This is a genomic window from Priestia koreensis (assembly GCF_022646885.1).
GTDB lineage: Bacteria > Bacillota > Bacilli > Bacillales > Bacillaceae_H > Bacillus_AG > Bacillus_AG koreensis_A.
This window is the reverse complement of sequence record NZ_CP061868.1, coordinates 2,770,041-2,787,841: the sequence shown is the minus strand read 5'-3', so window position 1 is coordinate 2,787,841 and position 17,801 is coordinate 2,770,041. Positions and strand designations below refer to the sequence as shown.

22 protein-coding genes are annotated in these 17,801 nt (G+C 41.9%); 8 read left to right on the top strand and 14 right to left on the bottom strand.

What is annotated here, in order from left to right:
• Window positions 1–68: 68 nt before the first annotated feature.
• The 3 genes from trpS to IE339_RS14615 all read left to right on the top strand — a co-directional run bounded on the left by trpS (window position 69) and on the right by IE339_RS14615 (window position 2,479).
• Complete coding sequence (trpS, locus tag IE339_RS14625) at window positions 69–1,052, top strand: tryptophan--tRNA ligase (protein ID WP_242168649.1); 984 nt, start codon at window positions 69–71, stop codon at window positions 1,050–1,052.
• A gap of 81 nt (window positions 1,053–1,133) precedes the next feature.
• Complete coding sequence (locus tag IE339_RS14620; protein WP_242168648.1) at window positions 1,134–1,922, top strand: class I SAM-dependent methyltransferase; 789 nt, start codon at window positions 1,134–1,136, stop codon at window positions 1,920–1,922.
• A gap of 71 nt (window positions 1,923–1,993) precedes the next feature.
• A complete protein-coding gene (locus IE339_RS14615; RefSeq protein ID WP_242168646.1) occupies window positions 1,994–2,479 on the top strand; it encodes a DinB family protein in 486 nt (161 codons plus the stop codon).
• Window positions 2,480–2,496: 17 nt separating this feature from the next.
• Here the strand turns inward: IE339_RS14615 and IE339_RS14610 are convergent, their stop codons facing one another.
• Window positions 2,497–3,042: a DUF3231 family protein gene (locus tag IE339_RS14610; protein WP_242168644.1), complete on the bottom strand. Its 546-nt coding sequence runs from the start codon at window positions 3,040–3,042 to the stop codon at window positions 2,497–2,499.
• Between the two features lie 157 nt (window positions 3,043–3,199).
• Here IE339_RS14610 and IE339_RS14605 point away from each other — a divergent pair, with 157 nt between their 5' ends.
• Window positions 3,200–4,717, top strand: coding sequence for an FAD-dependent oxidoreductase (locus IE339_RS14605; RefSeq protein ID WP_242168642.1), 1,518 nt, complete (start codon window positions 3,200–3,202; stop codon window positions 4,715–4,717).
• Between the two features lie 126 nt (window positions 4,718–4,843).
• A complete protein-coding gene (locus tag IE339_RS14600) occupies window positions 4,844–5,425 on the top strand; it encodes a DUF4825 domain-containing protein (protein WP_242168640.1) in 582 nt (193 codons plus the stop codon).
• A 68-nt stretch (window positions 5,426–5,493) separates the two neighbouring features.
• On the opposite strand, the gene IE339_RS14595 is transcribed toward IE339_RS14600, so the two are convergent.
• Together IE339_RS14595 and IE339_RS14590 are read right to left on the bottom strand one after the other, a co-directional pair.
• Window positions 5,494–6,291 (bottom strand): STAS domain-containing protein, encoded by a 798-nt coding sequence (locus IE339_RS14595; RefSeq protein WP_242168638.1) that lies wholly within the window; start codon window positions 6,289–6,291, stop codon window positions 5,494–5,496.
• Window positions 6,292–6,472: 181 nt separating this feature from the next.
• Window positions 6,473–6,784, bottom strand: coding sequence for a hypothetical protein (locus IE339_RS14590; RefSeq protein WP_242168636.1), 312 nt, complete (start codon window positions 6,782–6,784; stop codon window positions 6,473–6,475).
• Window positions 6,785–7,022: 238 nt separating this feature from the next.
• On the opposite strand from IE339_RS14590, the gene IE339_RS14585 reads away from it, so the two are divergent.
• Entirely contained in the window at window positions 7,023–7,544 is a 522-nt protein-coding gene (locus IE339_RS14585) for a DinB family protein (RefSeq protein WP_242176208.1), read from the top strand.
• An 85-nt stretch (window positions 7,545–7,629) separates the two neighbouring features.
• Here the strand turns inward: IE339_RS14585 and IE339_RS14580 are convergent, their stop codons facing one another.
• The 11 genes from IE339_RS14580 to IE339_RS14530 form a co-directional block, all read right to left on the bottom strand.
• A complete protein-coding gene (locus IE339_RS14580; protein ID WP_242168635.1) occupies window positions 7,630–9,108 on the bottom strand; it encodes a sodium:solute symporter family protein in 1,479 nt (492 codons plus the stop codon).
• Complete coding sequence (locus IE339_RS14575) at window positions 9,105–9,305, bottom strand: DUF3311 domain-containing protein (RefSeq protein WP_242168633.1); 201 nt, start codon at window positions 9,303–9,305, stop codon at window positions 9,105–9,107. The genes IE339_RS14580 and IE339_RS14575 overlap by 4 nt, the downstream gene beginning before the upstream one ends.
• A 1-nt stretch (window position 9,306) precedes the next feature.
• On the bottom strand, window positions 9,307–10,485 hold the full coding sequence (locus tag IE339_RS14570; RefSeq protein WP_242168631.1) for an amidohydrolase: 1,179 nt from the start codon (window positions 10,483–10,485) through the stop codon (window positions 9,307–9,309).
• 201 nt (window positions 10,486–10,686) lie between these two features.
• Complete coding sequence (locus IE339_RS14565) at window positions 10,687–10,968, bottom strand: GNAT family N-acetyltransferase (protein ID WP_242168629.1); 282 nt, start codon at window positions 10,966–10,968, stop codon at window positions 10,687–10,689.
• A 31-nt stretch (window positions 10,969–10,999) separates the two neighbouring features.
• Window positions 11,000–11,881 carry a gluzincin family metallopeptidase gene (locus IE339_RS14560; protein ID WP_242168627.1) on the bottom strand — a complete coding sequence of 294 codons (882 nt, stop codon included), beginning with the start codon at window positions 11,879–11,881 and terminating at the stop codon, window positions 11,000–11,002.
• Window positions 11,882–11,897: 16 nt separating this feature from the next.
• The gene (locus IE339_RS14555) at window positions 11,898–12,176 is read right to left on the bottom strand and encodes a hypothetical protein (protein WP_242168625.1); all 279 of its coding nucleotides are present in this window, start codon (window positions 12,174–12,176) and stop codon (window positions 11,898–11,900) included.
• Between the two features lie 24 nt (window positions 12,177–12,200).
• Window positions 12,201–12,659, bottom strand: a complete 459-nt coding sequence (locus tag IE339_RS14550; protein WP_242176207.1) for an NUDIX hydrolase — start codon at window positions 12,657–12,659, stop codon at window positions 12,201–12,203.
• A 145-nt stretch (window positions 12,660–12,804) separates the two neighbouring features.
• Window positions 12,805–13,578, bottom strand: a complete 774-nt coding sequence (locus IE339_RS14545) for an SDR family oxidoreductase (protein WP_242168623.1) — start codon at window positions 13,576–13,578, stop codon at window positions 12,805–12,807.
• A gap of 338 nt (window positions 13,579–13,916) precedes the next feature.
• Window positions 13,917–14,843, bottom strand: coding sequence for a BtrH N-terminal domain-containing protein (locus tag IE339_RS14540; protein ID WP_242168622.1), 927 nt, complete (start codon window positions 14,841–14,843; stop codon window positions 13,917–13,919).
• Window positions 14,840–15,694, bottom strand: coding sequence for an AraC family transcriptional regulator (locus IE339_RS14535; protein WP_242168619.1), 855 nt, complete (start codon window positions 15,692–15,694; stop codon window positions 14,840–14,842). The genes IE339_RS14540 and IE339_RS14535 overlap by 4 nt, the downstream gene beginning before the upstream one ends.
• 296 nt (window positions 15,695–15,990) lie before the next feature.
• Window positions 15,991–16,290 (bottom strand): hypothetical protein, encoded by a 300-nt coding sequence (locus tag IE339_RS14530; protein ID WP_242168618.1) that lies wholly within the window; start codon window positions 16,288–16,290, stop codon window positions 15,991–15,993.
• A gap of 251 nt (window positions 16,291–16,541) precedes the next feature.
• On the opposite strand from IE339_RS14530, the gene IE339_RS14525 reads away from it, so the two are divergent.
• Together IE339_RS14525 and IE339_RS14520 are read left to right on the top strand one after the other, a co-directional pair.
• The gene (locus IE339_RS14525; protein WP_242168616.1) at window positions 16,542–16,868 is read left to right on the top strand and encodes an antibiotic biosynthesis monooxygenase family protein; all 327 of its coding nucleotides are present in this window, start codon (window positions 16,542–16,544) and stop codon (window positions 16,866–16,868) included.
• A gap of 2 nt (window positions 16,869–16,870) precedes the next feature.
• Complete coding sequence (locus IE339_RS14520) at window positions 16,871–17,668, top strand: GNAT family N-acetyltransferase (RefSeq protein ID WP_242168614.1); 798 nt, start codon at window positions 16,871–16,873, stop codon at window positions 17,666–17,668.
• Window positions 17,669–17,801 lie beyond the last annotated feature (133 nt).

Sequence of the window (17,801 nt, the reverse complement as noted above, 5' to 3'; positions counted from 1 at the left end):
CCATTTTACTCCTCCGGCCATAAGTAGATCGTAATTATTTATAAGTGGAGAGGAAGAGGAAGAAGAACATGAAAACAGTTTTTTCAGGCATTCAGCCAAGTGGAATTATTACGATCGGTAATTATTTAGGCGCAATGAAGCAGTTTGTTCCCCTACAAGAGGAGCATGAAAGTTATTTCTGCGTTGTCAATCAACATGCCATTACCGTTCCACAGTCACCGACGGAGCTACGGACGAATACACGTCGTTTGGCGGCTTTATATTTAGCCGTTGGACTCGATCCGGAAAAAGCGACCATTTTTATTCAATCAGAAGTACCCGAGCACGCAAGACTTGGATGGATTGTCCAATGCTTAGCTCATATGGGAGAACTCGAGCGAATGACTCAATACAAAGAAAAGTCCCAATCACGGGCAGAAGCTATTCCAGCAGGACTTCTTGCTTATCCAACGCTGATGGCAGCTGATATTTTATTATACGGAGCAACGGTGATTCCTGTAGGTGACGACCAATCTCAGCACATCGAGCTCACACGTTTGTTAGCACGACGGTTTAATCATCTTTACGGAGACTTATTTATCCTTCCAGAAGGATATAACTCTCCGTTTACTGCTCGCATTCGCTCGTTACAAGATCCTGAAAAGAAAATGAGCAAATCCGACCCGAACCCTCAGAGCTATATCTCGGTCTTAGACACACCGGAAGTCATTCGAAAAAAGGTAAAACGAGCCCAAACCGATTCAGAGGGAATGATTCGCTTTGATATGGAGAACAAACCAGGGGTATCAAACCTGCTTAGTTTATATAGTGCCTTTAAGAGAATTTCTCTTCAGGAGGCAGAGACCCATTTTAATGGCAGGGGATACGGCGCCTTAAAAGAAGAGGTAGCCGATGCCATTATTGAAGACCTTTCACCGATCCAAGAGAGATTTCATCATATTTATGCGTCCAAAGAACTTGACGATATTTTAACGCAGGGTGCAAAAACGGCTTCAGCGAAAGCCCGTCTCATGCTTCAAGAAGTCGAGAAACGAATTGGCTTTACCCGCTGAATTTAAGTGGTCAGTATGCGAAAGTTCCCTCATATATATAGGACAGGAAGCGCTGCATTTAGAATAAGGGGGAGCGATAGGATGCAAAAATTAAATCTGAAACAAGCGGCGAAAATGGCGGCCAAACGACAGCATGACGTTCCGTATGAATTATTTTCAGCTATGTCAAAGCGTGGCATTTCGCTTACAAATAAAATAGCAGTCGATATGGGATGTGGAAGCGGGGCATTGACGAGAGAGCTATCAAAACGAGGAGCGCTCGCCATTGGCATTGATTCGGAAAGAAGTACCCTAGAAGAGGCAAAATCATTTCCATCTTCTGAGCGCATTCAATATATAGAAGCTAGTGCAGAGAAGACAGGTCTTCAAACGTCAAGTATCGATGTAATTACGATCATGAGGGCATGGCAGGAGTTCAACCGTTCAAGAGCGATCAAGGAAATCAACCGAATCTTAACTTCTCGTGGCTACGTCATGATTATGGATGGTGGGTTTTTGCCACGTGATCCGCTAATTAAAGAAACGTTTCAGCTCATTCAGCCATACATGCCAACCAACTTATTCCGAAAAGAGCTTTCAAAAAACGAACTAAAATCAGCAACCGATTTGCTTCCGATTGAATGGTATAAAGAGTGGCAGGATGGTGGTCTTCATGTCATCGACACAAGTCGAATCGAATACAGCGTTTCTTACTCAACGGAAGAGTGGTGCGGTCGGGTATACTCGTTATCATGGCTTCAACACCTGCCTGAAGCGATTCGCGATCAGCTGTTAGAAGAGCTTTATCTTACGCTTCATACACAGGACCCACACGCTAATCACCGCGTTCTGCATGGATGCAACATGGTGATTTTACGAAAAGCGAAGTGATTGTGAAGAGGACTTTAGTTATGGGCAACGAATCATTTCAAAGATGAATCTGTAGAGATGAGGGACACATTTTGCTAAAATTCTTTGACTATAACTGGCAAGTACGAGACGAGTGGTTTGAGTGGTGTACGCAACTTGATGAAGAAGAACTGCTCAAGAAACGAAGCGGTGGTGTAGGAAGCATTTTATATACGCTGTTTCATATTGTTGACGTTGAGTATAGTTGGATTCGCGGTATTCAGCAAAAAGAAGACATGCTGCTTGAATTTGAATCACATCGCTCACTTCAGCAAGTTAAGGATTTTTCTAATCGCTGTCGAAAAGAAATTTACGAATTTCTCTTGAAATGGGACGATCATAAAGAAAAAAACGTGACCGTGTCATGGGATAGCACTCTTTATACGATCGAAGACATTATTCAACATGTGATTGCCCATGAGATCCATCATATTGGTCAGCTGTCCGTGTGGGCACGAGAGTTACATTTAGAACCAGTCAGCGCCAATGTAATTGGACGTTCATTTCAATCCTTTAAAAAAGAAGGGTCTCGCCGGTGAGACCCTTCTTTTTTTCGTTAATTAGGACTGCCAGGTGGCAGATACGGAGGTGGAATACGTAACCATCCGCGCTTTTTCATTAAATTTTTGAGAGGGGCAGCAAATTTCATTAAGTGTACTTGAATATCAAAAAACATAATACCTACATCGCTCCGCACGGTTTTAGACATAGCCTGGGCACAGTAAATAATAGAAGAAGCAACTTTGACAGAAATTAAATTAGCAAGCTCATCGTCTGTTAGTTTGGCTCCTTCAGGTATACTGTTTGCTTTTGAAACAGGTTTGTTTGGATTTACAAGAGGCAGAGGAACCCCTTCATGCAATAAAAACTCTTCAATCATCTTTGTATCTTTTCGACTCGTTTCTAGCGCTTGCTCTAGTACATGAATTAAATCTTGATCAGTTGTGCAATTAATCCCGACTTGATAGAGGGAATGTGCTTCATGAAACGCTGTGTACGATGTCCATAAGTCCATCACCTCTCCTACATGCAGAGGTGGCTTCGGTTCTTCATCTATAAAATTTTTCAGAAGTGATGCGAGTGCTTCAATTCCTTTTGTCATTCTTTACCTCACCCTAGCTTTCTGACGTTTTTTCTCATTATCTCCAGTACAAGTAGAAGTATTCAGGTACTTCTTGAGGAGAAGTTTCTTGTTTGAAGAAACGAGGTGTTGGCAAAGCTTTTAATAGGTTTTGTTTAGATAGGAGGAGTTTGTAGACATGACAGAAGAACCTAAAAATCATCTAGAGCCTTATTGGAGAACAGAGGTTGACCCTCCACGCTACGAAGCGCTAAAAGAAGACATAGCGGTGGATGTATGTATTGTAGGAGGTGGCATAGCAGGAATTACGACCGCCTATTTGTTAAGTAAAGAGGGAGTAAAAGTTGCTTTATTAGAAGCCGACCGAATTGTGAACGGAACAACTGGTCATACGACGGCAAAAGTGACCGCCCAGCACGGGTTAATCTATGACGAGCTGATTGAGCATATTGGAGAAGAAAAAACAAAACTTTATTACGAGATCAATAATGAAGCCAAAAACTTTATTGCTTCTGAAAGCAAGAAGCTTGGCCTTGACTGTGATTTTGTAAGTGAAGCAGCCTGTATTTATGCGACAACCGATTCTTATATGAAGAAGATTGAGAACGAATATGAAGCTTACCAACGATTAAATATCCCAAGTCTTTTTATCGATGACATTCCTTTGCCTTTTGATATTAAAGGTGCCGTTGTGATGAAAGATCAAGCGCAATTTCATCCCGTGAAGTACATCATAAAATTAGCAGAAGAAATTGTGAAAAATGGTGGAAAGATATTTGAGGGTACGGTAGCCATCGATGTAGAAAATGAGGAACAGACAAAAGTGGTGACAAAAAACGGACCGAAAGTAACGTGTACATATGTCGCAGCATGCTCGCACTTTCCGTTTTTTGATGGTAATGGATTTTACTACACGCGAATGTATGCGGAGCGCTCCTATGTATTAGCGGTAAAACCTAAAATTGTCTATCCCGGGGGCATGTATTACAGTGCTGAGAGCCCGACGCGCTCTCTTCGCTACACTCCCTATCAAGGAGATAAGCTGATCTTAGTCAGTGGGGAAGGACATAAAACAGGGCAAGGATCTTCAACGAGCGCTCACTATAAAGCGCTTGAGGATTTTAGTCGACAAACAATAGGAATAGAAAGTATTCCGTTTCGATGGTCGGCACAAGATTTAATTACGTTAGACAAGGTACCGTACGTAGGACCGATTACCGACGATAAGCGAAACATTTTAGTTGCCACAGGATTTCGAAAGTGGGGAATGACAAACGGTACAGCAGCGGCCTTTTTGCTTCGGGATATTATTCTGAAACGAGATAATCCGTGCAAAGAGGTATACAACCCATCTCGTTTCTCAATTGACCCAAGCCTTAAAATGTTTTTCAAAAACAATTTAGACGTAGCAGGTCACCTTTTAGCTGGTAAGCTTCAAACCCCTGATAAAAAAGCAGAGCACTTGAAAAAGGATGAGGGAGCCGTTGTATCCGTGAATGGAAAACGCTGCGGGGCCTATCGTGACAAAGAGGGGACGCTCCATTTTGTTGATACAACTTGTACACATCTGGGCTGTGAAGTGGAATGGAATGACGGTGATCGTACCTGGGATTGCCCATGCCACGGGTCACGTTTTTCTACTAATGGAGATGTGATTGAAGGACCAGCGAAAAAGCCACTTGGAAAAATCGACTAAAGATCATTTCAGGAAAAAGATGAAACCAAACGTTTCTTTACCCATATAATACAGCATCACATAAAAAGCAATATGTCTAAATAGCATATTGCTTTTTAGTTTACGTAGGGGGTAAGGAGAGAGCATATGAACAGGTTTATGAACCTCATTCTATCTGTCACACTCATATTAGCACTTTGTAGCGGCTGTATGGATTATAAGTCTATCACAACGATTGACAGCGTAAAGGAGTCCGTCTTTACTTCATATATTGGAACAAATATCGGAGAGGTTTCGAACGTAAGTGCACTGATCAAGCAGCTACCTGGAGGGGAAACGTTTAAAAAAATAAATATAAATGGTGAGTATGTACAGATTACGTATGGATACAGCCAAGGGGATATTCCAGATGGACAAATTGATAACTACTGGTTTGGAAAATCTTCGACATTGACGGAAACATTTTTATACAATGCCATTTATGAAGCGATTCTTATTCCAAATGCAAAAAACTATGAGGTTATAGTGGATAATCGTCGGTTTGAGGTGTCCAGAGAAGAGATGAAGACGTGGCTTCAGCAACAATTTTCGGACTTTCCAGAGGATCTTTATAACGGAAAAGAGGTCAACCACTTTTTAATAAAACATCAGCAAGACATTCAACAGCTCGTTAAAACGCCGTCAATGCGAAAAATATTCTTTGCTCGCCACCCAATCACAAAATTTTAACAAAAAACACGCCCTCACTGCTAAATGACAGAAAGCGTGTTTCATCTTATAAACAAAACCTTCGCAATCTATTGTGTTCGCTGTGTTTGTCCGAGTGCATATTGAATTCCTTTGTTCAAGTTTGCAAAAGTTAATACATTAAGCGTTACGCCTAAATTTACGAGAGTTTGTGCAATTTCAGGACGAATGCCAACGATAATGCACGTAGATCCTAACATATTAGCAGCTTGGGTAGCCTGCATTAAGTAATTGGAAACGTACGTATCAACAACTGGAACACCTGTAATGTCGATTAAGACATATTCACTGCGTGTTGAGATGATTCCATTAAGCAGATTTTCCTTAATTGTCTCTGCGCGCTCGCTGTCGATTACGCCAATTAGCGGAAGAACACAAATCTTGTCAAAAACCGGGATGATTGGCGCCGTTAGCTCTTGAACGGTTTGTTTTTGTTCCTCAAAACGTGTTCGCCAGCTTTCTGAACAATCGTTAACAAGGTGCATTAAAATAGGATCGAACCATCCGTCAATTTCTTCATAGAATGTCATGATTTCCTCGCGTGGGATATCTTCCTTTAGGATGATCTGAAGCGCACTTCGCCTAAATTGTTGAAAAGCAGACGTTAAATAATTGAGCGACCATTCTTTTTTCAACAGCTTGTTATAAAAATCACGTAGCTCAGAAAAATCTTCTGTATCGTACTTTTTAAGACTGTTTATGATCAAGGAAAATGCTTCTTCATTTAAAGAATGATTACCTTTAAATTTTTCTATATGAGGATCTGTAATAGAGTTAAGCTGCTCCTTCCAATCGTTGTACAGTGAAGCTTTATTTTCTTCTAACAAGCTCACAATTGATGTGTTCACGTTTGCTGCCTCCTCCCCAAATAATCCTTCTTAGTGTTCCCTTGCTTGTAAGGTTGTAAACAGAACAGCTAAGTTATTTAATTAGAAGAGCAATTGATAAGAGATCTAGCGCGGCTAAAATGGCAGGTAAATGGAAAAAGCTAGCTATCTTAAATGCGATAGCTAGCTTCTTCATTCTATATCATTCTATATTAGGAACGACGGGATCTGCGAGAACGTCTAGATCTGCCACGAGAGCGGCGAGATCTACGAGAACGGCCAGATCTTCCTCCAGAACGGCGGGATCTACGAGAACAGCCAGATCTTCCTCCAGAACGGCGGGATCTACGAGAACGGCCAGATCTTCCTCCAGAACGGCGGGATCTACGAGAACGACCAGATCTTCCTCCAGAACGACGGGATCTACGGGAGCGACCAGATCTTCCTCTAGACAAAGGACCAGGGCACATAGAAACAGGTTCTTGGTATAAGAATTCTTCCATTCCGTTTTCAATCATTGCTTCTACGGCTAAGGAAAGGTCTTGTTCAGTATAAGTTTGCATAGTATACATACCTCCTTAAAAGAAAGCTACGCTACATCTTTTCAGATGCAACACTATATTCTATGCATCTAGCAATCTATTAGGAAGTAAAAATACGTATTTTAGGCGGAAAAAGGAGCATACATTTTAAATGAATTCATCCATTTTAGAATATAATGGAAATGTATGAAAGAAGGAGGATGAGAATTGATGTACAAACGACCAAAAGAAAGTGAGTATAGCCCGTTTTACCATACGTATGTGAAGCACGTTCCAGAAGGAGACATTGCACCTCTCTTAAAAGATCAGCTACAGCACACAATTAAACTAGTAAAAAACCTTACAGACGAGCAAGCGCATTTTCGTTATAAAGAAGATAAGTGGTCAATAAAAGAAGTCATTGGTCATATGATGGATACGGAACGCATTATGAGTTATCGGCTTCTTTGTATCGCACGAGGAGATCAAGCGTCGCTTCCAGGATTTGATGAACAGAACTACGCGAAACATGCTAATTTTAATGAACAAGAAATCGGAGTGCTAATCCAACAGTTTGAACAGCTTCGTCAGTCTACTATTTACTTACTGAAAAGCCTTGCAGATCACGTATGGAAAATGGAAGGAACGGTTAGTGATCATCCCATCACAGTGCAAGCACTAGCTGCTATTATTTCCGGACACGAACTGCACCATCGACATATTCTCATTGAACGCTACGGATTAAGCGAATAAAGAATAAGGAAGGAAACGAAAAAGCCGAACGAAGGAAATAGCTCCTTCGTTCGGCTTTTTCATTAAAATATAGTATGTTGCTAGATTATGAAACGACTTTCTTTTCTTCGTGTACGTGTGTAATGGCAGCAGATTTTGTTACTAAACTGACGATCACCAGCACAACAATATTAATGACAAGGGCAACAACCCCGACATTTAAATCCTTCACTACTTGTGGAAGTGAAGGGAACATCGTAGCGATGGTCGAGCTAGAAATTGTGACATATGCTACGAATGCAATACCTGCTAAAATACCAGAAGCGGCACCGTACACCGTTACAAATGGCTTTTTCGCAAGGCTCAATACGAGAGCAGGGAAGAGCTGCGTCACAATGCTATAGCCCATTAGGAGAAGTGCCCCGATCGTATCGCCGCCTTGAAGCGTAAAGAATACAGCAATTAGCGCAACAACTGGAACAGTCGCTTTGGCAGTGAACGTAACCTGTTTATCTGTCACAGAAGGAGCGAGCGTTTTATACATATTTTTTGCGGCAAGCGTTGCGGCACCCATTAACAGCATTGATCCAGGAACTAACGCTGTTAATAGCCCAGCCCCACCAATGACCCCAATAAACCAAGGATCAAATGTTTGCAGTGCAAGACGGAACAATGATAAATCCGCATCCGCACCTTCAAGACCAGGTACTTTTAAAATCGCAGCGAATCCTGCAAAGAAAACAAACAGTAGAACGAGAGAATATAACGGCATAATCGTCGCATTTTTTCTAAATACCTTTGCATTTTTTGCTGAGAAAGAAGAGGCAAAGGTATGCGGCCACATGTAAAATCCGAGCGCCGTCAATACAATGGTGGAAATAAACCAGGAAATGCTCATGCCCGTTTCCGGAAGGGCAATAAAACCAGGTTTGGCTGCCTCAATTTGCTGAAACATTTCCCTAAAGCTTCCATAGTAATGAATAGGTAAATAAATCCCTAAAAATAGAACGATTCCAAGAATTAACACGTCTTTTAGTGCCGCTGTCCAAGCAGAGCCGTGAATACCTGAGATCATCACGTACACCGTAATAGTAGCAGCCCCAATCCAGACGGCGACCGTTGGAGAAATACGTCCATAAGATGCTTCTGATACAATAATTCCAAGTCCTTTAAGCTGTAGAACGAGATAAGGAATGATTGCGACAATCCCAACGACTGCTACCATAAATCCGAGCGCATTGCTTTTGTATTTGGCAGCAAAGAAGTCTGGCTGTGAAACGAGGGAATGTTCTTTCGCATACTTCCAAATTGCCGGAAGTAAAAAATAAGAAATGACATAGGCTAGCGCACCGTACGCTAAAATATAGAAAGTAGGACCACCTTTTCCGTATGCCCAGCCGCTTCCCCCTAAAAACGTAAACGTTGTATAAATTTCACCAGCCATTAGAAGGAATACGAATACCGATCCAAAGCCACGTCCACCAACTGACCACTGCTCAAGATCCATGTCTTTTCCTTTTTGTGCACGAATGCCTAAAAATAGTGATAGAAGTAAAAATGCTGCTAAGATGATTAAAGCTATCATGAGTCGATTTCCTCCTTATTTTTAGGATCAAGTACATATAGAACCGTCATGCAGACAGAAGTTAGAAGAACGGCGATTAAAATATAAAACAGTAAAAAGGGCATTCCGAGAACATACGGCTCGACGCTATTAGCGAAAACAGGACCTACTACTAACAAAAAAATGGGAATGAGGCCGATTAGGCGAACTTTATTCATGTTAGACAGCCTCCTCATTTAAAAGATCCATAGCGGCTTGTACAAATAAATTCTTTCCGATGGATAGTGCCGCTTCGTCAATGGTGAAGCGAGGGTGGTGATGTGGGTAGGTGCTTTCCTCTTTTTCATTACGCACCCCGACAAAGAAGAAGCAGCCGGGCGCATGTTCAAGATAAGCAGAGAAGTCCTCACCGGCCATAGTTGGCTGTGTACGAACAACGCGCTCTTCACCGAACAATTCTTTTGCCGTCTGTTCAATTTTCGCAGTAACGGAATCTGTGTTAACAACAGGTCTGTAGCCGTATTCAAATTCAAACGAATAGGTCGCTCCGTGTGCACCCGTAATTCCTTTTACCATTTGCTCGATGCGATTAGCCGTATCCTCGCGAAGTTCATGCTGCATGCTGCGAACCGTACCAGCGATTGTGGCGCTGTCTGGAATGACGTTGTCAGCTGTACCAGCGTGAAACTGCGTAACGGATACGACGAGAGGGCTGAAGGGGTCCGTTGTCCGCGCGACGATATGCTGAAGATTTGCAACAACTTGAGCACCGATCGCGATGCTATCAACAGTTTCATTTGGCATACCGCCGTGTCCACCTTTACCAGAAATGGTAATACGGAATACGTCTGGTGAAGCCATTGCACCACCATACACGATACCGATTTTCCCCACTTCAAGCGGAGACCACAGGTGAGCACCAATCACATAATCCACGCCTTCCATGACGCCAGCATCAATTATTTCCTGCGCCCCACCTGGGAACACTTCCTCTGCGTGCTGAAAGAAGAAGCGCACTTCGCCTTGAATAGAGTCACGGCGATCTGCTAGCTCTTTAGCCGTTCCTAGCAAAATCGCTGTATGACCGTCATGTCCACATGCATGCATGACACCAGGATTTTGAGAGACGAACGAAAACGAGTTTTCCTCTTGAATCGCGAGGGCATCCATATCTGCGCGAATTGCAAGCACTTTACCAGGCTTCGTCCCAACTAAACGAGCCATCACGCTATACTTCGTTGGACGCGTCACGTCTAAATTCGGAATTTGGATGAGCGTGTCGTAAATAAACTGCGACGTTTTTTCTTCGTGAAAGGAGAGTTCTGGATTCATATGTAGATGTCGTCTCCATTCTACAAGCTGTTCCTGTGATACAATCTGTTTTTGGGTCGTTTCCATACTTGTCATCCTTTCAATTTGTTTTTAGATCGGCGAAGGTGAGTGTAAGATTTATGTCACTCACCAAAAGAACGCTTGATGCAATATGTACTAAAAATTCATAATTTATGTGAAATTATACAATATTAAGACTATTTAATCAATATCGTTTAGTAGATAAATGTTTTAGTGGAAAAATAGTTTAAACCACAAAAAAGCCCTTCAAAGTGAAAGGGCTTTTAAAACATGCTCGTACTGCAGAAGATGAGTTTGTTCACCTCGATACATGTCTGTTCCGTTTTGGCTAATCTGTTGAAAAGAAAGCTTTGTAAGAATTTTTTGTGCGCGTGTATTTGTTGCATTCGTTTCTGTACAAAGACAGCGAATGGCCAGCTGTTTCTTGGCATAGGGAAGGAGGGCCTGTACTGCTTTTACGCCCCAACCGTTCGCCACACAGAATGCTACGTCTTTGCTCCATTTTAAAATAGAAGGAAAATCGTCCATTGTAACGGGTCTCAGCATCAGATTTTCTATATTAACGGCCCTTGGCGAACAATTCAGGATCTAATTTTTGTAAAGAGGACGGTATATTTTGCAGAAACGGATACCGATCCGCTTCCTCCTCCGTTAGCTCAGGAGTCTTCGCCACCTCAGCTAGCCACTCGTTTTCTAACTGTGCCACGTCTTTTCCATACACGTCTTTTAACTTCTCATTTAACGGTGACTGGTTGTACACGCGCGTGAATTTTTCTCGACCATAAACATCAAGCAAATAGGTGGCAAAAGAACCTGCTTCAACATAACTAATTTGGCGCAGCGTTACGTTTTCAGGAGCATCTAGCAACGGTCGAAAATAGGAAGAGGCGACTTTTTCATCCGTGAGACGAGACAAAGGTACCCGGGCGTGCATTTTTATAAAGTAGCGAACAAATTGGTCCACCGACAATTTTAAGTCTCCGTATTGATTTTCCATATACGTCGCAAGCCCTTCTTGTGTAACATAGCCCTTATCATCGTCATAGCTAAGAAGGGTATGGGTCATTTCATGAATTAATTCATATGTACCACGGTCGGCATTTTCCAAGCGAATAAAGTTCTTTCCTCCAAACGATGGGTTATTGCTATCGGGATTTAACATAACCATAATATTCGCTGGCGGAGTATAGCCCGTATCCGTAAAGTGGCGAATGACGTTATAGCCCTCATGCAGCTTCTTTTTAACGTTGTCTACCTGCTTGGTGGATAAGTGAGCGCGATTAACGAGCTTAAACGTCACTTTTTGATCATCCGTTACGACCGTGTTCTGATCAATTTTGCTCTCTTTTTTCTTAGTAGTCGCTTCAGGAGATGAGCAAGCTCCCAACAAGAGAAGGGCTGATGTACTGATCATCAGGGCTTTTCGTGCTCGTAAAAACATAGGCATGACCTCTCGTTTATAGTTTTTCTTTCTTTAACAGCTCCTCAAGCTTTTCAAGAAAATGTGTACGCAGTTTTTCGCTTTGTTTAAGACTCGCTACATCTTGTTGGCCAAGAAAGTCGCGAATGACTGGATTAAACAAAATCAGCTTTCCATACCGGTTAAAAAGAGACTGAAACCAGCTTTCTTTTTGAAGCTGATTAAAATTCTTCTTGGCAACTCGATGTTTTTTGGATGGAACGGGTACAAAAATACCTGTTGCATCTAATAATAATGCGGTAACGCTACTAATCATTACATAACCTTCTCTCGATGTTGTTTACTTCGTGTGATAAAGCTTTAAGAATCGTTCAATGATGGGGCGCTCAGGAGGACTAATCTCTGATGGAAGCTCGTCAAGGGAGAAAAACCTCAAATCCTTTACTTCAACCGGATCAGGATTCAACTCTCCCTCATAGTCCCGGCAAATGTACGTAGAGACTACGTTATACACTTGATCGCCGTTTGGATACTCATAATAAAACTCTTTCCCTGAAAACGTGTGGAAGAGGGTAAGCTTATTCACTACAAGCCCTGTCTCCTCATAAACCTCGCGCTTTGCTGCTTCCTCAAGCGTTTCATCAATTTCTAATGATCCACCTGAAAGTGCCCAGCAGTTATTGTCTGTTCGTAGCTGTAACAAAATACGATTCTGTGAATCTAATAAAATGACGTTTGCCGCAACCATGAGGAGCGGACGACTTCCAACTACTTTTCGAAGCTCCATTATGTAGCCGATGTTGATCACCTCTTCTCTATAGAAGTATATAGAATAAATCTTAAGATAAGTTTAACTAATTTGGAAATAAGAGTAAAACGTTTTAAGGTTTGTAGTGTTCAAATATCAACAAAAAAGACGCATGCCATCATGCGTCTTTACTCTATTAATCTATAAATCCACCGTCTGAGTGAATAATTTGTCCAGTAATCCATCTAGCGTCGTCACTCACTAAAAACCCAACAAGTCGGGCTGCATCGTCAGGCGTACCGATTCGGCCCGTTGGAAACTTTGGCTGTAAAAAGCTCTTGATTTCCTGAGACATCCACCCAGAATCGGTCGGACCTGGGTCAACGGCGTTTACCGTAACATGATAAGGAGCAAGCTCTAGCGCAAGGGTTTTCGTAAAAGCTGAAATGGCTCCTTTTGTTGTGACGTATGCGAGATTTCCAGGCTCTGGACTTTTATCCTGACCGGAAACAAAGTTCACAATTCGCCCGAATCCAACCCTCTCAATCCGCTTGGCAAATTCCGCTGAAAGCACGGTAGGACCCGTAATATTTACGGCACAGTGCCTTGCGATAATATCAGTTGTAAGTTCCTTGTAGCTTACTTCTTCACAGTGTGTTGCGTTGTTAATGAGAACGTTCGCAGTACCAAGCGTACGCTCAACCTCATCTAGAAGAAGCGTAGGGGCATTTGCAGTCGACAAATCAATTTCCATGCTTCCGACACGAATGCCATATTGCAATAGTTCTTTCGTAAAGATCTCTGCCCAGTTGTCCTGAACATCATCATAACCAGTTTGAACATCGTAGTGGGGAAGATACGTAAAGAAAATATGAATTCCCTTTCTTGCAAGTTCCCGGCACAGTGCCGCACCAATTCCATTCGGCCTGCTGGCACCCGTAACAATCGCTATTTTAGATAAATGATTCATGAATTTATTCCTCCTAGTATGAAGGAACGCCTATGGTAAAAGAGATGTAGAAACTAAAAAAAGCAACATACACATAAGGTAGTTGCTTGTCTTCTCACTGCTATGTGAGACAAAAAAAGCAAACCATGCGTTCCTTTGTATGATCGTGAACAAGACACACGTCTCCCTTGGCCTTAAAAGCGCAGAAATAAAGGACGTGTACTGTTTGAACTCATGACAAAGTGATCCACATCGTTTTGCTTCAATCTCCTTTCGGTACATCTCTTTGTTATCATTATAAAAGCGTTCTCATTTTTTGGCAAGAGACTTGGAATGAAGAGGGAAAAAGGGCTGAGTCCTCAAGACTCAGCCTTATCTCCAAATAACCTTTCAATCTCTTCTTCAACTCCACTAAGCTTCTCCAACGTTTCACCAACCATCCGCCAATCTTCATAAGAGGCATACGTATAGCACTCACCGAAGATCTCAGCCTGTGCTTTTTTTAGCGAAGAAAAAGTAGGAGAGGATTGTTGAAAAAACTGAGAAAAATCAAGTGCTCGTCGTGCTCCGACAGGGAAGGCGAAGTGTCTGAGGTGCTCTTTTTCTCCCATGGACACCAGATCTCTCTTCATGTCTGTTGCTTTTTGATAAATGATTGAACTACCTGCTTGATGCTCTTTTTGATGACAACGATATATTTCTTCGTAAAAAGATAGCAGGCGCTGAGCGAGCACTTCATTAGACGGAGCTTCCATTCGTTTCGGGGATGTCCAATAGCGATAAGCACCGCTGCTCCACGTAATGCTTTTCGCTCTCCACGCATTTTCTAGCTGGGCAATCGGAAACCAAACGTACGGATAGCCGGCAGGATCGTGAAGGAGAAGGCGATCACCTTCTATCTTAATAGCGAGTACGTAGTGATCACAGCCATGAAGAAAGGGGTGATTGGGCAAATAGGTCAGCATCCCCATATCAAGAGGACCTAAAAGAGCCGGTCCGTTTTTTAATGCTTCAGTTAGTTCGGCAATGGGCATAGGCGCATCTTTGTCTTTAACGTTTTCTGCAACTTGAAATCCTAAATGATGAAAAGCACGGTTTAGCGCCTGATCAGGGCTGCTCATAGCTTGGTCAAAATGAAGAAGGTTATGGCGTACCAAGCTCGCACCAAGTGAGAATCCGCTTGCCACCTCGAGAAGAGAAGGAGATACGGTTTCGTCAATGGAAGCTAAAAGCATAGACCCTCCGTTTGCATAGCAATAAGCGCCGTTTCCTTGATAATTCGTCATTTGACAGGAATCCAAATTTCAGAGTACAGATTAGGACTCGTTGGATCTTCATCCGTATACACTTCAAGTTCTGGTGTACCAGCATGGCGATAGCTGTTTGATGGAAACCATTCTTGGATAATTTTCTTCCACGTATTTTGCATCGCATCAGGCATTGGTCCACGCACCTCAAAGATGGCCCATTTGGATGCCGGGATTTCGAGAGATTCAAATGGATCTGGTGCTTCACCCTCATGAGCAGTAGCGATCCAATAATCCATGAGAGGGGATTCTTCCTTCGTATCACAAACGCCAAGTACGCCCTTTACCACCCCATCATTTAACTGAAATAACGTTGCATCCGTTTTATTTCCATTCACTTCATTCCAAAAGGCTGGAATTCCACTCAGGTTTTCTCCATTTTTCACTGAAAACGGACGACGTAATCCAACAACTTGAAAGCTTTCTTTTTCTACGATTTTATAATTCATCGGTTCGGCTCCTTTTATGCTTACTTGAATCGTTAAGCGATTATATGATTTTAAGTTTCTAGCATTTTTTCTTGCTTCACTTGGTTTAATGCCATGCTGCTTTTTAAAGGCTTTTGAAAACGATTCGGGCGTATCGTACCCATACTTAAGCGCAAGATCAATGATTTTGATATCGCTTCGTGTTAAGTCCTCTGCGGCAAGGGTTAAGCGTCGCCTTCTCATATATTCTCCAACCGAGATATCGGTAAGAAGAGAAAATGTGCGCTGAAAGTGGAAAGCAGAAGAGTGGGCTTCTCTTGCGATTTCCTCTATCGACACCTCCTCAAGTAAATGGCCTTCCATGTATGCAATTGCTCGCTGTATTCCTTCAACCCATCCCATATTTCTCCACCTCTTAAATGTATCTTAGCAATTTTTTCTATGTATGATCGGTCATTTTCTGCTCTCTTTAGACCGCTTTATGAAAACTTTTCAATTAAAAATTGGATGATCCCAATGACAACAAGAGAAACCGCAATACATTCAATGATTTTCCACAGCAATTTCATCGTGAAGCCTCCCTTAAAAGTATCTTCTAGCATTATATCAAAAATTTGGAAGTATATAGGATGGAAAGGGTTAAGACAAAAAAACGCTTGGAATCCTATCCAAACGTTTTTAAGAGGGGGACGCAGACTTTACTGGTCAACGCCGTCTTTAAAGTTTTTGTCCCAATATTTATCGCCTTGATGTTCAAAGTCTTGTGTTGTCTTCAAAAGAACATCAATAATCGTACGCTTTGTTTCATTCACAAAATCAAGGTAGAGCTTTTCCGTTTTTCCGTCCGGATTAATACCAGCTAACGCATTGGAAGCCGTTAGTAAACGATGCTCTTCAACTTTATGATCTAATTCTTCAAAAATGTGCTGTGCAAATTTAGCAATATCCTGATGCTCTTTTTTTACACGACTTTGTAGTTCTTCTAATGTTTTGTTCATCGTCTGTTCTCCTGTTCCTTGTGTCTTAAAAACCCATCCCCGTTATTTTATCATAATGCTGGGTTTTTAAGAAAATATACCCTGTTTTTCATGGTGATGAAACGATGCTTTGACGCCTCTGTTCTAAAAAACGTCATTATACGATGATATTGACATAAAAAGACATTTTTTTCTAATAGCGAGAAAAAAAGAAGGGTTTACTTCTGTTCACAGAGAATCAGTTTATCTTACTTGAAAATGGAGGGGATCAGATGACGAGTCATTTTTCAGACTATTACGCAGTGATTTTCACCTCTACTCGCACGCCCATGCAAAAAGGATACGAGGAAATGGCGATTAAAATGGTGGAACTTGCGGAGCAGCAAAAAGGGTTTTTAGGGATTGAAAGTGCACAGGATTCCTCACTTGGCATTACCATATCCTATTGGCGATCATTAGAAGATATTAATCAATGGAGAAATCATGCAGCTCACAAAGTGGCACAAGAAAAAGGGAAAAGCGAATGGTACGACTCGTTTTCACTACGCGTATGTAAGATAGAGCGTGAACATCATTTTAAGAGAGAGAGGCTAGAGTAGATATGACAACGAAAAGCAAAGGCTTGTTGCTAGAGCATGCTGAGATTGATTGTTTAACATCGCGTCTTACTGCGATGCAACAACTCCCAGGAAACCCGATGAATGTTGAGATTCAACAATTTGGACGTGCAACTGCTTTTTCTGTTCAAAGCATCCCAGGTCCAAGCTTTAATACCGTAAAAGGTTTACAAGACGGAGATGAATCGTATGTGCCAGACATTCTTGCTTTTTATAAAGAAAAGGGGATACCCGTTCGCTTTGAACTAACGCCTGCACATGTCTCGTCTGACTTATTGACCTATTTAGCTAAAAAAGGCTTTTATCAGCATGATTTTCATACCTCGTTTTATAAGCCGCTCATAAAAGAAGAAGCACAAATGAATGCGTCCGTTTCCGTTCGAGAATTAAGAGAAGATGAATTTTCTCTATTTGGTGAATTGTATACAAAAGGATTTTCAATGCCGCCTTTTTTAGCAAATGGGGTAGCTTCAAACAATCAAATCCTATTTGGAAAAGAAGGATGGTCGTTTTATGTTGCAGAAGCAAACGGGGAACCAGCGGGAATTGGCGTCTTATTTTTGAAAGATGGAATGGCGACGATGGCTGCTGCTGCAACAATTCCTGAACAGCGCAGAAAAGGTGTGCAAACGGCCCTAATACAAAAGCGATTAGCAGAATCGCTTAATCAAGAGTGTTATTTAGCTGTTAGCCAGGCAAGGTTTGGTTCAGTAAGTCATGCCAATATGGAACGTATGGGCTTTCAGATTGGGTATACGAAAACGATTTGGATTCAAGAGTAATACATAAGAAACATGAATCTACACAAGCGATTTGATCGAGGTTTACCTTCCACCTAAATGGGCTACATACATAGTAAACACATTTCGAGTAGCAGACACGCATAATGAACAGTCATCGTACTACTCTTAGGAG

Bases quoted from the DNA above. Each gene is read 5' to 3' on its own strand.
- trpS (WP_242168649.1), top strand. From the start codon at position 69: ATGAAAACAGTTTTTTCAGGCATTCAGCCAAGTGGAATTATTACGATC.
- IE339_RS14620 (WP_242168648.1), top strand. From the start codon at position 1,134: ATGCAAAAATTAAATCTGAAACAAGCGGCGAAAATGGCGGCCAAACGA.
- IE339_RS14610 (WP_242168644.1), bottom strand. From the start codon at position 3,042: ATGACAAAAGGAATTGAAGCACTCGCATCACTTCTGAAAAATTTTATA.
- IE339_RS14605 (WP_242168642.1), top strand. From the start codon at position 3,200: ATGACAGAAGAACCTAAAAATCATCTAGAGCCTTATTGGAGAACAGAG.
- IE339_RS14600 (WP_242168640.1), top strand. From the start codon at position 4,844: ATGAACAGGTTTATGAACCTCATTCTATCTGTCACACTCATATTAGCA.
- IE339_RS14585 (WP_242176208.1), top strand. From the start codon at position 7,023: ATGTACAAACGACCAAAAGAAAGTGAGTATAGCCCGTTTTACCATACG.
- IE339_RS14580 (WP_242168635.1), bottom strand. From the start codon at position 9,108: ATGATAGCTTTAATCATCTTAGCAGCATTTTTACTTCTATCACTATTT.
- IE339_RS14575 (WP_242168633.1), bottom strand. From the start codon at position 9,305: ATGAATAAAGTTCGCCTAATCGGCCTCATTCCCATTTTTTTGTTAGTA.
- IE339_RS14570 (WP_242168631.1), bottom strand. From the start codon at position 10,485: ATGGAAACGACCCAAAAACAGATTGTATCACAGGAACAGCTTGTAGAA.
- IE339_RS14565 (WP_242168629.1), bottom strand. From the start codon at position 10,968: ATGGACGATTTTCCTTCTATTTTAAAATGGAGCAAAGACGTAGCATTC.
- IE339_RS14560 (WP_242168627.1), bottom strand. From the start codon at position 11,881: ATGTTTTTACGAGCACGAAAAGCCCTGATGATCAGTACATCAGCCCTT.
- IE339_RS14555 (WP_242168625.1), bottom strand. From the start codon at position 12,176: ATGATTAGTAGCGTTACCGCATTATTATTAGATGCAACAGGTATTTTT.
- IE339_RS14545 (WP_242168623.1), bottom strand. From the start codon at position 13,578: ATGAATCATTTATCTAAAATAGCGATTGTTACGGGTGCCAGCAGGCCG.
- IE339_RS14540 (WP_242168622.1), bottom strand. From the start codon at position 14,843: ATGACGAATTATCAAGGAAACGGCGCTTATTGCTATGCAAACGGAGGG.
- IE339_RS14535 (WP_242168619.1), bottom strand. From the start codon at position 15,694: ATGGGATGGGTTGAAGGAATACAGCGAGCAATTGCATACATGGAAGGC.
- IE339_RS14530 (WP_242168618.1), bottom strand. From the start codon at position 16,290: ATGAACAAAACATTAGAAGAACTACAAAGTCGTGTAAAAAAAGAGCAT.
- IE339_RS14525 (WP_242168616.1), top strand. From the start codon at position 16,542: ATGACGAGTCATTTTTCAGACTATTACGCAGTGATTTTCACCTCTACT.
- IE339_RS14520 (WP_242168614.1), top strand. From the start codon at position 16,871: ATGACAACGAAAAGCAAAGGCTTGTTGCTAGAGCATGCTGAGATTGAT.